This window comes from Colwellia psychrerythraea 34H (assembly GCF_000012325.1).
GTDB lineage: Bacteria > Pseudomonadota > Gammaproteobacteria > Enterobacterales > Alteromonadaceae > Colwellia > Colwellia psychrerythraea_A.
Window position 1 is genome coordinate 4,997,972 of record NC_003910.7, and the last position, 14,659, is coordinate 5,012,630.

Genomic DNA, 14,659 nt, shown 5'->3' on the forward strand with positions numbered 1-14,659 from the left:
TTGGGTATATAAGTTAAATCATGACAATGCTTGCGATAATATAAGCCACAAGTGTTAACGCGCCACCAAACAGTGCATAAGGCATCTGGGTTTTAACGTGCTCAAGTAAATCACAACCTGATGCGATGGCTGATACACAGGTGGTATCAGAGATTGGTGAGCAATGATCACCAAAGATACCACCACCTAAAATGGCAGCAATGACTAATGAAGGCGGTAAACCGAGCGCTTGAATTAATGGCACGCCAATAGGAATTAAAATGGCGAAAGTACCCCACGAGGTCCCTGTACTAAATGAAATAATAGCACCTGCAATGAACAACATAGGCACCACTAAAATTAATGGTAGATACTCACCAACAATACCTGCAATAAAATAACCTGTGCCAAGCTCTTTCAAGCTAGCGCCAAGGGTTAATGACAATAACACTATCGTGACTAACGGTAATAGTTCACCAATGCCTTTAAACCCTATTTCTACTAACTCTTGATGTCCGAAACGATTAGAAAAACGCAATAAAAAGTAACTTACTGCCAAGCCTAAGCAAGTGGCATAAAGTACCGATTTACTACCGTCACCTTGAGTGATATCACCATTACCGCTCCAATACATAAAGAAAAACATGCCGAAGATCATGCTCATTAAAGGTACCAACATAAAGCGTGCTTTGGTGGCTGGCACCATGGCCTCATGCAGTATGGCTTGTGATAGTGTTTCTTGAGGTGCAGCTGTTTGCACTATTGAAGATTCAGCTATTGAAGAGCGCTGCGATAAATCATCAGATTCTACCCTTTCCTTTGTTTTTTCGCTGGTATTCAATGCCAACTCTGCCGTTTTCATTGGCCCATGTACTCTATCGGTCACTACCGTATAAACCACCATGAGCAAAGCGATAATAGCGTAGAAATTAAATGCGACTGATCCCCATAAAATAGACACAGAAGACTGCCCTAGTTCATAGTTATTTAATAGTGCGAGTACATACGCACCCCAGCCATTTAGTAATACTAATATACATACTGGCGCACTGGTACTGTCAATAATATAGGCTAAGCGAGCACGACTCATTTTGAATTTGTCGAATAAATCACGAGACAAAATACCTGCAGTAAGCACACTAAGATTTGATTCGATAAAGATGACCATGCCGGTAAACATGGTTAGAGCACCTACTTGTCGCTTACTTTTGGCGATACCTTTATTAACTAACTTTTCGACCGTTGCAGTAACACCACCTGAATCTCTAACATACGCCAGTAAAGCGCCAATCAGTAAACTGAAAATCAAAATACGGGCATTACCAGCAGAGCTGACGACGCCGATAACACGTTCGAGAGAGCCTATAAAAGCATGAAAAATGACATTGCTATGCTCTTGTGATGCTAATAACAACTCAGAGGTAAATACCGCGGTGAGTAAAGCAAGAATGACTTCTTTTTTCCAAATAACAATAATAATAGCGACCAAAGGAGGTAGCACAGACAACCAATCCATAAAAGACCTTAAAGCATGAGTTTGATATTGAGTGGCTTGATTATACTAATTCAATTAATCAAGCTAGTCGTAGAGGGAGCAGTGTGGCAAATAACTAAGGCAGATTCAATATATACCCGTCACCAATCAAGATGCTGGTTTCAGAGTGCTTGAGCAATTTCAACTCAAGGCGCTGTGATGACATAATGGTTATTCCATTGTGAATCACAGCAACGATGAAGTGATGTTGCTCAAGCGCTTCTTCGATGAGTTTTAAATGACTTTATACTGCGTCAAATAATCAAAACATAGAATGACTATGCTTAAATCATTCTTCTTGCCTAAAATCATTTAAATTCCCACTGAAAACCTGCACTTTGAATGGTAACGGGTATATTGACTAAGTGAAAATAAAAAACCCGACTAAATGTAAATTTGTCGGGTTTTTTATTATTTTTAAAAGATAAATCTCAGTACTATTTAATAGTAATCATCTTCTTTATTGTGCGCTTGTGGATCTTCGATAATATCGTTGATGTTAACTTCAAAGTTATCATTGTTGTTACAATCAACCATATAAATAGTATGTGTTGAGCCATCAACCCAGGTAACAGTACCACTGCCTTTTTTACTGCCACATTTCATACCAATATGAATATCTTTAAATTCCATAAGCCCTCCTCAACGCTAACTTCCAAGGTGTACTGAGTTTGACTTCAGTACGACCAGTTAGTTCATTTTTTGAACACCCAGTAATTAAGTATAGTATTGATGTCATGAAATGCTAGTAGATTATTGTCTGATTTAAGCATGAAACTGCTGAACGTAAGTAACTGACTCAAATTTATAAAAGAATATTTAAGGAAGAAAAGCACTACCTAAGGTACAACTTGCGCTCGCACCAGTGACTGCTGGCAGATTACTGTCTAAACCTTGATCAAAAGCGTATGCAAGCCAAGCAAACGCCATAGCTTCAAGAATATCACCATCAATATTCAGTGCTTGCATGGTGTTTATTTCAAAGACAGTGTCGGATGCAGTTAATCTACTGCTAAGCGCTTCCACTAGAGCCTTATTATGGACACCGCCGCCACACAAGTAGACTTTACCTTGTGCCGTTAGCGCCATAATGGCGTCGCTAATACTCTGTGCGGTAAAAGCCAATAGTGTCGCTTGAATATCGGCATTATGATTGATTACTGTTTCATGTTGCGAATGAGTTGCCTCTTTAAAAGCTGTTAATTGCTGTTCAAGCCATTCAAGGTGAAAATATTCTCTTCCTGTACTTTTAGGTGCTGCAGAATTTATATAATCATCTTGCATCAACTGCTCTAGCAACAACGGAATAACTTGTCCCGTTGTTGCCCAAGCGCCATTTTTATCAAAGCAGTCATCACTATTTGGGTGATGTTTAGTGAACCAATCATCAAGTAAAGCATTACCTGGTCCTGTATCAAAACCCAAAACAGCTTGATTAGAATCTCGTGTTGGCAAAAAGGTTATATTGGCAATACCGCCTATATTCACCACAAAGTTCGCGGCGGTTGTTTGAGTGAATAACTGTTGATGAAAAATCGGGACTAAAGGTGCGCCTTGACCACCTAACGCCATATCTTTACGACGAAACTGACCTACCACGCGAATCCCAGTCAACGTAGCCAACGTTTGGCAGCAACCTATTTGTAAAGTAAATGGGTTATCGCCACTTGGACGATGACGAATGGTTTGCCCGTGATTACCAATGGCAATAATATCTTCAGGGGTTAGCTTTTCTTGATTAAGTAATGCATTAATGGCCTGAGAAAATAACTGCGCTAATTCAACATCCAAATGAAATGCACGATCAATCTCATTACTCCCAGGTTGATAAAGTGAGGTGATTTTATCTGCAATAATAGCGCTATAACTTTGATAGAAACTAGCAACTAATCGAGGCTGTTGCCCCTTATCAGTAAAGTCTACTAGCGCCAAGTCGATACCATCAGCACTGGTGCCTGACATTAAGCCAATATAGTATCTTCCTTCTGCTACCGTTTTATTATTAATCATTAGTCGCTATATCACTTGCTTGTGTCGAAAGTAATGCATTTTTAGCCCCTGATAAGGCTTGTAGACGTTCATCAGCTAATAATAAGAATTTGGCTTTATATTTTTTAGCGATAGGCCTAGCATCAGGTAATTTGACGGTACGCGGATTACGATGTACGCCATTAAGCAAAAATTCGTAATGTAAATGCGGGCCTGCCGCTAAACCGGTAGCGCCAACATAACCAATGACCTGACCCTGTTTGACACGCTGACCTTTTTTGACTGCTCGTTTAGAAAAGTGCAGATACTTAGTCACTATGCCATTACCATGTTGAATAAAGACATAGTTACCATTGTATTTATTATAGGTCGCATGCGTCACCTTACCATTACCTGCCGCAACAACTGGTGTGCCGGTCTTAGCTGCGTAATCAATACCACGATGTGCTTTCCAACGTTTCTGTACTGGATGAAAACGTTTTCGTTTAAAACTCGAGCTTATATATTTAAAGTTTACAGGTGCACGTAGAAAAGCCTTGCGCATACTTCTGCCATCAGGACTGTAATACTCATCATCGGTAAAACGAATAGCTTGGAATACCTCATCTTGGTTAGTTATTTCCGCCGCTAAAATATTGCCTGTACCTATATACTCACCGTCGATATATTTCTTTTCATAAGTAATATGAAAACTGTCGCCTTCACGGATATCTAAGGCGAAATCAATGTCCCAACCAAAAATATTGGCAAAGTTAATGATTTGGCTATCATTCAATCCAGCACTGACGCCTGCATTCCAGAAACTAGAATTGATGGTGCCGTAACTAAAACTTTCTCGTATTTCTACTTCTTTAGTTTCCCGATGAGATTGATAACTGTCGCCCACTAAATTAATAAATAAGGTATCAGTTTTAGAGAGTGGATATTCAAGCGCGGCTAATTGTTGCTCTTCATCGCTGGCAATGCGTAATTTATCACCGACATTTAGTCTTTTTAATAATTTACTTTCTTTACCTTTAGCGGTACTGACCGCATAGGTTGTTTGCGCACTAAAACCCAACCGTTTTAGTATCAAGGCTAAAGAGTCACCACTTCGAACCTTCACGGTTTGCCAGCTTAGTTGGGCGAGTGTTTCTAACGAATCTTGTATTTTTACTTTTCTTTCTAATTTCCCGCTCACTAAACTGCCTGCATTTTGCGCACTGACAGTTTTAGCTAACGAGGGTATCTGCTCAATTGTGATTTTGTTGTTGGCTTTGCTACTACTTCGCTGAGGTAAGGCACTTTGTTTGGGCGTTGTACCTTTAGGCACTATATCTTCTGGCAATGATACCTGAATGCGTTTTCCTACTTGGATATTATCAACATCGAGACTTTCGTCATTCGAGGGAATGATCAATAAAAGCAGTAAAAAACAACTACTGGCAATAATTATCCGGCGATGTAACTTAGGTAGGTTTTTAAATATTTCTAATAATTTTTTCAACAGGATACGACTCGAAACTTTCATAGCGGGAAATGATAAATCAAAAACAAATTCAGTAATCTACCGACTATATCAAAACTGTACCTAAACTACAGAAAAAATAATGCGATTACTGACTGCACTCATCGATGAAAACCCTAGTCTTTGTAAGCAAATGTAATTAATCACATTCAAAGACGAACTGAGTAAGAGGCACTTATTTAAATTTGGTTCTCCACTAAGGTTAATAACAGCAACGTCTTAAGTTTTTAATGAGGTGATTTACTTTTAAAAACAAAAAAATCAACTTAACTTGCTTAAGTTAGCCCTTTATTAACTCTGTTTATCATTAAGATCACTATTTCTTTACTAAAAAAGCCATTATAAAGTTTTATCCCACCCGCAAAGTGCAGTAGAATTCGACCATTAAATAAACTTTACCTAGTCAATATAACCACTCAACTTACCAAAACAGTGTGCGCCTTGTTTTCAGTGCTCCGCTCAGTAGTTATCATTTATTAAAAGACTAAGTACTCAAAGCCAATCAGTGGAGTCCTAATGACCGATTTTAACCAAGCATTCGCCGAACTAAAACGCGGAGCAGAAGAAATATTAGTAGAAGAAGAATTATTAACAAAGCTTAAGACAGGTAAGCCGCTAAAAATCAAAGCGGGTTTTGATCCTACTGCGCCTGACTTACATTTAGGCCACACGGTATTAATTAACAAGCTTCGTCAATTCCAACAATTAGGTCATGAAGTTATTTTCTTGATTGGTGACTTCACCGGAATGATTGGTGATCCAACGGGTAAAAATGTGACGCGTAAGGCACTCACTAAAGAAGACGTATTAGCCAATGCTGAAACGTATAAAGAGCAAGTCTTTAAAATATTAGATCCCGCTAAAACAACCGTTGCCTTTAACTCTACTTGGATGGATAAATTAGGCGCGGCAGGTATGTTACAACTTGCCTCTCGTCAAACGGTTGCCCGTATGATGGAGCGTGACGACTTTAAAAAACGTTATGCTAACGGCCAGGCCATTGCTATTCATGAGTTTATGTACCCTTTAGTACAAGGTTGGGATTCAGTTGCGCTTGAGGCTGATGTTGAGCTGGGTGGTACCGACCAAAAGTTTAATTTATTAATGGGTCGTGAGTTACAAAAATCTGAAGGCCAGCGTCCACAAACAGTATTAATGATGCCATTACTTGAAGGCCTAGATGGCGTTCAGAAAATGTCTAAGTCATTAGGCAACTACATTGGCATTACTGATACGCCTACCGACATGTTTGGCAAAATAATGTCAATTTCAGATGTATTAATGTGGCGTTACTACGAGTTACTTAGCTTTAAACCGCTTGAAGAAATTGAAGGTTATAAAACCGAGATAGAAAATGGCAAAAATCCTCGTGATGTTAAAATTGATTTAGCCAAAGAATTGATTGCTCGTTTTCATGATGAAGCTGCTGCACAAGCTGCCCATGATGAATTCATCAATCGTTTCCAAAAAGGTGCGTTACCTGATGATATGCCGGAATTAACGATTACCACTGAAAATGGTGAAATAGCCATTGCTAACTTGCTTAAAGATGCAGGATTAGTCGGTAGTACTTCTGATGCCTTTAGAATGATCAAACAAGGGGCGGCTAAAATTGATAGCGAAAAAGTAACTGACCGTAGCTTAGTTATTAGCGCTGGCACGACGGCAGTTTATCAAGTCGGCAAACGTAAATTTGCTCGTATTACCGTAAGTTAATTAACCTAAAAATTTACTTAACTTCCTATCAAGCCAGTACTTAAGTTACTGGCTTTTTTATGTCTTCCTATCCACTTCTTTGCTTGCTTGAAGTAAATAATTTGCAATAACTAGTTGTTTTATCTTGTCACTGGGATAATGTAGTGATTAATAATTATACGCATGGATGGCACTTAAATGATTATATTCTCACTTCATCTCTTGCTACTTACTACTTATTTTACTTAACTACACTTAGCCAAATAAAATTATTTAAATCAATGAGTACGACTTAAAGAGTGAGGTTGTAAATGACTAAACCTGCCCAGACAATTCTATCATCTCCACGTTTTAACGCTGCCCATTCATTATCACTATCTTTAGCTATATTGAGCACACTTTGTTCAGTAAGTGCTTACAGTGAACAAACAGATAAAGAACGCATCAAAAGTTTAGAGCAACGCTTATTAGAACTTGAGCAACAAGTACAAAAGAAAAACAATCAAAGTTCAACAATAGCTAAAGATGGAAAAAACCAATCTAGTAATAGCGAAAAGGTCGTAGTCATACCTAAAACCACTCAGCGACCTAGTCATGACTTTGAAGCACCTGATAAAAGTATTGTACTGAGTAATAGTGATACCACCTTACAGATTGGCGGACAGATTTGGTTAGATGCTATTTATAATAGTGGCGAAATGACCAATCGGGCGGGCTTTCAAACATCATCCATTGCTTATGAAAACAATACCACTAAAGACAATACCCTGCTTAGTGTAGGCCAATCTAATTTATCCTTTAAAAGTTACACCCCGACTCAGTATGGCGCTATGACCACTCGCTTTGAGTTTGATATGTTTGATGATCAAGGTAATGCTGATTTTAATCTTACCCATTTATGGGGAGAAATAGGTGATTTTGGTGCCGGTCAAACCTTTAGTGGGTTCATGGACATCAACTCCTTCCCCAATATTTTAGATTTCTGGGGGCCTAACTCCATGGTATTTAGCCGCCAGCCTCAAGTGCGTTATAGCACAGCAGTAAGTGAAAGTGGAAGAATAATGTTTACCATAGAAAAATCTGCTAGTGATTTTGCCGTGCCAAAATCATCTACCAAAGCAGATTATGACGATATTAATGAGTTGCCTGACTTGACCGTGTCTTACTTACACAGCGGTGACTTTGGTTACATAAAGTCGGCTATGGTGTTTAGACAACTTGGCTATGAAACCTTATCGACTAAAGATACAACCTTAGGTTGGGGACTCAATATTTCAGGTGCCATCACACTCACCTCTGCGGACTCGATAAAGTTTCAACTAGCGCATGGCGAAGGTATTGGTCGTTACGTTAATGACACCTGCTGCAGTTATTACAGTGATGAAACCGGTGGCGTTGATGCAGGTATAGACGGTAATGGCCGGTTGAAAGCTATTCCTGTGACTGGCGGATTTGCCTATTATAATAAACAGTGGAGTAAAAAGTGGAGCAGCGCTATTGGTTATAGCTATTTAACTATTGATAATCTAGTGACGCAAAAAGACAAAGCGATCAAAAATAGTGCTTATTCAACGGCGAACCTTATTTGGTATCCTGCTAGTCAAATAAAAGCAGGCGTTGAATTACAGTATGGTGATGTTCAAAGTAAATCAAACCTTGAAGCGGATAACTTTAGAGTCCAAGCCTCGGTCGGTTTTAAATATTAATAAGGAATCTATTTAATGAAGTTAACTAACTACCTAGTAATTTTTGTTCAACTCTTAGTATTAACCTGTGCCAGCCCGGTATTGGCAAAATCGCCACAACAGCCCGTTATACAAAGTATATTAGATGATGCCTATCATAAATTTGAAAATGATACTTCAGGCAAGAATGCTGATTATATTCCTGCATTAGCTAAGGTGGATTCAGCTTATTTTGGCTTAGCGGTAGTCACTCCTCATGGCAAAATTTATACCAAAGGCGACGTAAGTCAGCCTTTCTCTATTCAATCTATTTCTAAAGTATTCACCTTAGCATTAGCAATGGAACAAAAGGGTCCACAAACTATTGTTGATAAAATAGGCGTAAATGCCACAGGTTTAGCATTCAACTCAGTGACGGCTATAGAACTAAATAAAGCACGCAGCGTGAACCCTTTAGTTAATGCCGGTGCAATAGCCACGGTAAGCTTACTTGATGGTAAAAATGAAAAAGCTAAGTGGTCGGCTCTTTCCGCTTGGTATGATAAATTTGCCAACCGAAAGTTAAGTGTTTTAGAAGATGTTTATAAATCTGAATCTGATACAAACGGTCATAACCGCGCAATCGCCGAATTATTAACGTCTTATGACCGTTTTTATGGTGATGTCGACCTCAACCTTGCGATATATACTCGTCAATGTTCAGTTGCTGTCACGACCAAAGATCTTGCCGTGATGGCATCGGTATTCGCCAATAACGGTGTTCATCCGTTAACAGACAAACGTTTGATGAGTAGTGATAATGTCTCACGGGTGTTGGCAGTAATGACAACCGCAGGACTTTATGAAAATAGTGGCCAGTGGGCTTATCAGGTAGGTTTACCTGCAAAAAGTGGCGTTGGTGGCGGTATTATCGCGGTATCACCTGGAAAATTTGCGGTCGCTGTTTTTTCACCTAGGCTTGATTCTGCAGGTAATAGCATACGCGCGCAAAAAGCCATTGATTATATCGCCGAAAAATTACACGCTAATATTTTCTAATGCATTAGTATAAATATTGTTAGCACGCTTTTACGGTTTTGGTTACCACACTCCTTGAGACTAGGCGTGTGGTCAACGTCAAAATTACGCAGGTAAATTTTTTAAAAAATTACCTGTCACAATAGAAAAACCGCACGATTTCATCCATGCAATAGCCTCTGACTCATCAACAAACACTCGTCGTTCATAATCCCCTTCACTCTGTGGGACAATATTTTCAAGTTGCATGCTCTTCCAAGCAGATGGCGAATAAATATGACAATCTTTAATACAGCCATTATTTTTAAATTGCTGGCAATGCTCAATTAAATGAGATTCCATCTCAGGAACACCTAACTCCCATTCATCAAAATAGGAAAAAATAGCCCAATGAGTTCCATTTAAATGCGCTGTTTTATCTCTAAATTCTTGACTATATTGAATAGCCGCTTCTTCATTCCAGCAACCACTGAACCACTGCAAGACATAATTATTTTGTACTAATATTCGCCAATCACCATGTACTGCAAACATATCAATTTACCTATAAAAATAGCGGGTTGTGCGCTTTAGTTACCATTAGAAGACTTGTTCAATTGAAGTAAAGTCATAGTTTTCTATTAAGCTATTTACCTTCATATCGATACATATACCCATAATTTATATAGGGATTTAAGGAGTTCAAACCACAGTACATTTATTTACATAGCTTGATCTACATCATAACGGCTTTAAGGCGAAAGCGTAAACTGTGACATATTGTCGCAGTTGGTTGTTTTTATACCATACTGTATGAACACAACACCTTGGCGATGTCATGTTAGTAAATAAATTTTTTAACGTCTTTATGCGTTTTCCCCAGCAAACAGTCTCTACATTGAGAACAGCGCTTACCCAAGTGTTGGTTCTATTTTTATGTGTCATCATGCCCGCACAAGCCCTTTTCGTAAGCCCTCCTAAAGATCCTATGCCGTTAATTAAGGAGATCTTTGCCGAGCAAACTAAAATTAGTGAAAAACAAACCACTAACGAAGGTGGGCCCTTAGTTTGGACCGTATACAAACAAGGAACTGAAGGCGAAGAAATTTTAGGTTACGCCTTTGAAACTAACGACATAGCTAAAATTCCTGCCTATTCAGGCGAACCAGTCAATATGTTAGTGGCTATTGATCCTAAAGGCGTTTATTTAGGCGCTAAAGTATTAGAGCATCATGAACCGATCATATTAGCGGGTATTCCTGAGAGTAAATTACATAATTTCACCAAACAATATGACGGTTTACATGTGAGTGACCGCCTAAAAGTTGGCGGTAACAAAACCGACAACGTTATTCATATCGATGGCCTTTCCGGCGCAACCGTTACGGTAATGGTGATGAATGTTGGTATTGTAAAATCAGCAACAAAGGTTGCTCGTGCGCTAGGTATTATTAGTGCTAGCCAAGAAGTAATTCAACCGATGGGAACCATTTACCCTGACGTTTTTGCCAAGTCAGATTGGACTACCCTCACAGGTGATGGCTCTATTCGTAAGTTATACCTCAATAGAAAAACGGTTGATGAAGCTTTTGTAGGTACTGACGCTGAACATGTTGAAGAAGCGAGTAGCGAACAAAAACAAGATATGTTTGCCGAGGTTTATTTTGCACAATTAAACATTCCTACGGTTGGTCGTAACTTATTAGGCGATAGTGAATATGACTATATTATGTCGTCATTAAAACCCGGTGAACACGCACTTATTTTAATGGGTACAGGTTACTCATTTAAAGGTTCAGGTTATGTTCGTGGTGCTATTTTTGATCGTCTTCAAATATTACAAAATGGCGATGCATTTGCCTTTAGGGATTTAGATCATAGTCGTGTACCCGATATTTATATTGAAGGAGCGCCACAATTCACTGAACGTTCAGTCTTTATTATTCGTGACCACCACAAATTTAACCCCGCTTCTGATTGGCAACTGGAGTTATTAGTTCGTCGTCAAACCGGTCCTCTAGAAAGCATATTCACAAGTTTTAAAGCTGATTATCATACCTTAGACAAATATTTAGATCGCCCAGCTGTCATTATGCCTGAGCCAGAATTAACGCTAGCGCAGCAAGTATGGAAAGAAAAAGAAGCTGAAGTCATTGTACTCATTATCTTGCTTATTATTGTTGTGATGAGTTTGTTCTTCCAAGACATCCTTGTTCGTCATCCAACATTTATGCATAACTTCCGTCACTTATTCTTAATTGTTACGGTAGTATTTATTGGTTGGTCTTGGGGCGGACAACTCTCTGTAGTGAACGTATTTACCTTCTTACAAGCCTTTATGTCTGATTTTTCTTGGGACTTGTTCTTACTTGACCCGGTGATTTTCATTCTTTGGGGCGCAGCAGCAGTCACCATGATTTTGTGGGGCCGTGCGGTCTACTGTGGCTGGTTATGCCCGTTTGGCGCGTTACAAGAATTAATGAATATTTTTGCCCGCCACATCAAAATTCCACAATTTGAATTACCTTGGGCTGTACATGAGCGTTTATGGGCCATCAAATATCTAATTTTATTAGCGTTGTTTGGCTTGTCGATGGAGTCATTATCACTGGCAGAGCAATTCGCTGAAATAGAACCATTTAAAACAACTTTCCTACTAAAATTTGATCGTGAATGGCCGTTTGTATTATATGCATCTATCCTACTCATTATTAATATTTTTAACCGCAAGTTCTTCTGTCGTTACTTGTGCCCGTTAGGCGCAGCATTATCAACCAGTAATAGCATTCGTTTATTCAGCTGGTTACGTCGTCGTCCTGAATGTGGTCAGCCTTGTAAAACATGTGCTAAAGAATGTGAGATTCAAGCAATAGATCCAGATGGTGTTATCAATATGCGTGAGTGCCATTACTGTCTTGATTGCCAAGTGACTTATTTTAATGAAGAAAAATGTCCACCATTGAAAAAAATAGCAAGAAAAAAAGCAAAGTTTAAAGAAACAGAAATAGAAATAACCGAAGTAGCTTAATTGGATCAAGCGAGCTAAATAACAAATTTAATTACATTTTAAGTAAAGTGGAGAATACCAATGAGTAAAGAAGAGTTAAATTTAACGAATGACTCCAATGAAGTTACATTGGAAAGCGAAGAACGTCGTAAGTTTTTTGGTAAAAGTGCCCTAATTGGTGCAGGTGTTGTAGCAGCGCCAATGACAGCAGCTATGTTTGCCTCTACTGCGCAAGCACAAAGAAAAGAATTGGCAATGAGCCCAGTGGTTCATCCAGGTGAATTAGATGAGTATTATGGCTTCTGGTCAGGTGGTCATTCTGGTGAAGTACGTATTATGGGTATCCCATCAATGCGTGAGTTAATGCGTATTCCAGTATTTAATACTGACTCAGCAACAGGCTGGGGTTTAACTGAAGAATCTAAACGTGTTAAAGGCGACAGCGCCGATATCATGATGGGTGACTCACATCATCCTCATATGAGTATGACCGATGGTAGTTACAACGGTAAATATGTTTTCATTAACGATAAAGCTAACTCTCGTGTAGCACGTATTCGTTGTGACATCATGAAGTGTGACAAAATGCTTACGGTACCAAACGTACAAGCAGTTCACGGATTACGTGTACAAAAAGCACCATATACTAAATATGTTGTTTGTAATGGTGAATTTGAAATTCCAATGAATAACGATGGTAAAGACGGCATGAGAGATGTCAGCACTTACCGTTCGTTATACAACGTAATTGACGCAGAAACCATGGAAATGGCTTTCCAAGTAATGGTTGACGGTAACTTAGATAATACTGATGCTGATTTTGATGGAAAATACTTCGCATCTACCTGTTACAACTCAGAAATGGGTATGAACTTAGGCGAAATGATTTCTGCTGAGCGTGACCACGTTGTTATATTCAGCTTAGCGGCTTGTGAAGCAGCACTTAAAGCCGGTAAATTCAAAACTTACAACGGTAATGATGTACCAGTATTAGATGGCCGTAAAGGCTCTGAATTAACACGTTATATTCCAGTACCAAAATCACCTCATGGTTTGAATACTTCGCCAGAAGGTAAATACTTCATGGCAAATGGTAAATTATCACCAACAGTAACAGTAATTTCTATTGCTAAATTGGATGATTTATTTGCTAACAAAATTAAACCTCGTGACACTGTAGTAGCAGAGCCAGAGTTAGGTTTAGGTCCTTTACATACCGCTTTTGATGGCCGTGGTAATGCTTACACTACCTTATTCCTAGATAGCCAAATTGCTAAATGGAATGTTGAAGATGCTATTAAAGCGTACAAAGGCGAAAAAGTTAACTACATCCGTCAAAAACTAGATGTGCATTATCAACCAGGCCATAACCATACAACACAAGGTGAATCACGTGATGCTGATGGTAAATGGTTAGTTGTTTTATGTAAGTTCTCTAAAGATAGATTCTTACCTACTGGACCACTTAAACCAGAAAATGATCAATTAATTGATATTTCTGGTGATGTAATGAAGCTTGTTCATGATGGCCCAACATTTGCTGAACCGCATGACTGTATTATGGTACACCGTAGTAAAGTTAAGCCTAAGAAAGTTTATACTCGTGATGAGCCAACGTTTGCAGAAACATTAGCAATCGCGAAGCGTGATGGTGTTGATCCGATGAGTGACAATAAAGTTATTCGCGATGGCAAAAAAGTACGTGTATATATGACTTCTGTTGCACCAACTTATGGTATGAGTGAATTTACTGTAAAACTAGGTGATGAAGTTACGGTAATCATAACTAACCTTGACCAAGTAGAAGATGTTACTCATGGTTTCTGTATGACTAACCACGGCGTACAAATGGAAATTGGTCCTCAACAGACTTCTTCTATTACCTTCACTGCCAACAAACCTGGCGTACAATGGTATTACTGTAACTGGTTCTGTCATGCACTACACATGGAAATGCGTGGCCGCATGTTCGTTGAAGCATAAGCTTTAACTTAACAAGCAGTTAATTAAGAATTCATAAGCCTGACACTGAAAAGTGTCAGGCTTTTTTGTGATCTTAATAACAGGAAACTGGTTCTGTCATGCAGTTAATATACGACAAGCATGGAAATGCGTGGCCGCATGTTCGTTGAAGCATAAGCTTTAACTTAACAAGCAGTTAATTAAAAATTCAAAAGCCTGACACTGAAAAGTGTCAGGCTTTTTTGTGATCTTAATAACAGGAAACTGGTTCTGTCATGCAGTTAATATACGACAAGCATGGAAAT

The 14,659-nt window shown here is 38.8% G+C and carries 10 protein-coding genes; 5 read left to right on the top strand and 5 right to left on the bottom strand.

Annotated features, from left to right (window positions below):
* Positions 1-13: 13 nt before the first annotated feature.
* From CPS_RS21225 to CPS_RS21240, 4 genes are all read right to left on the bottom strand, one after another.
* Complete coding sequence (locus CPS_RS21225) at positions 14-1,495, bottom strand: Na+/H+ antiporter NhaC family protein (protein ID WP_011045448.1); 1,482 nt, start codon at positions 1,493-1,495, stop codon at positions 14-16.
* A gap of 459 nt (positions 1,496-1,954) precedes the next feature.
* Positions 1,955-2,146 (bottom strand): hypothetical protein, encoded by a 192-nt coding sequence (locus CPS_RS21230; RefSeq protein WP_011045449.1) that lies wholly within the window; start codon positions 2,144-2,146, stop codon positions 1,955-1,957.
* A gap of 186 nt (positions 2,147-2,332) precedes the next feature.
* Positions 2,333-3,523, bottom strand: coding sequence for an anhydro-N-acetylmuramic acid kinase (locus tag CPS_RS21235; protein WP_011045450.1), 1,191 nt, complete (start codon positions 3,521-3,523; stop codon positions 2,333-2,335).
* Positions 3,516-5,012 (bottom strand): OapA family protein, encoded by a 1,497-nt coding sequence (locus tag CPS_RS21240; protein WP_011045451.1) that lies wholly within the window; start codon positions 5,010-5,012, stop codon positions 3,516-3,518. Before CPS_RS21240 ends, CPS_RS21235 begins: the two co-directional genes overlap by 8 nt.
* A 513-nt stretch (positions 5,013-5,525) precedes the next feature.
* Between CPS_RS21240 and tyrS the strand changes: the two genes are divergently transcribed.
* From tyrS to glsA, 3 genes are all read left to right on the top strand, one after another.
* Entirely contained in the window at positions 5,526-6,725 is a 1,200-nt protein-coding gene (gene tyrS, locus CPS_RS21245; protein WP_011045452.1) for a tyrosine--tRNA ligase, read from the top strand.
* A 290-nt stretch (positions 6,726-7,015) separates the two neighbouring features.
* Positions 7,016-8,410 carry a DcaP family trimeric outer membrane transporter gene (locus CPS_RS21250; protein WP_011045453.1) on the top strand — a complete coding sequence of 465 codons (1,395 nt, stop codon included), beginning with the start codon at positions 7,016-7,018 and terminating at the stop codon, positions 8,408-8,410.
* Between the two features lie 15 nt (positions 8,411-8,425).
* Positions 8,426-9,427 (top strand): glutaminase A, encoded by a 1,002-nt coding sequence (gene glsA, locus CPS_RS21255; protein WP_238383568.1) that lies wholly within the window; start codon positions 8,426-8,428, stop codon positions 9,425-9,427.
* 84 nt (positions 9,428-9,511) lie between these two features.
* Here glsA and CPS_RS21260 read toward each other — a convergent pair whose 3' ends face one another.
* Positions 9,512-9,940 carry a hypothetical protein gene (locus CPS_RS21260; RefSeq protein WP_011045455.1) on the bottom strand — a complete coding sequence of 143 codons (429 nt, stop codon included), beginning with the start codon at positions 9,938-9,940 and terminating at the stop codon, positions 9,512-9,514.
* A gap of 283 nt (positions 9,941-10,223) precedes the next feature.
* On the opposite strand from CPS_RS21260, the gene nosR reads away from it, so the two are divergent.
* Positions 10,224-12,413, top strand: coding sequence for a transcriptional regulator NosR (nosR, locus tag CPS_RS21265; protein ID WP_101157828.1), 2,190 nt, complete (start codon positions 10,224-10,226; stop codon positions 12,411-12,413).
* 60 nt (positions 12,414-12,473) lie between these two features.
* Positions 12,474-14,375: a TAT-dependent nitrous-oxide reductase gene (gene nosZ, locus CPS_RS21270; RefSeq protein WP_041737171.1), complete on the top strand. Its 1,902-nt coding sequence runs from the start codon at positions 12,474-12,476 to the stop codon at positions 14,373-14,375.
* Positions 14,376-14,659: the final 284 nt, after the last annotated feature.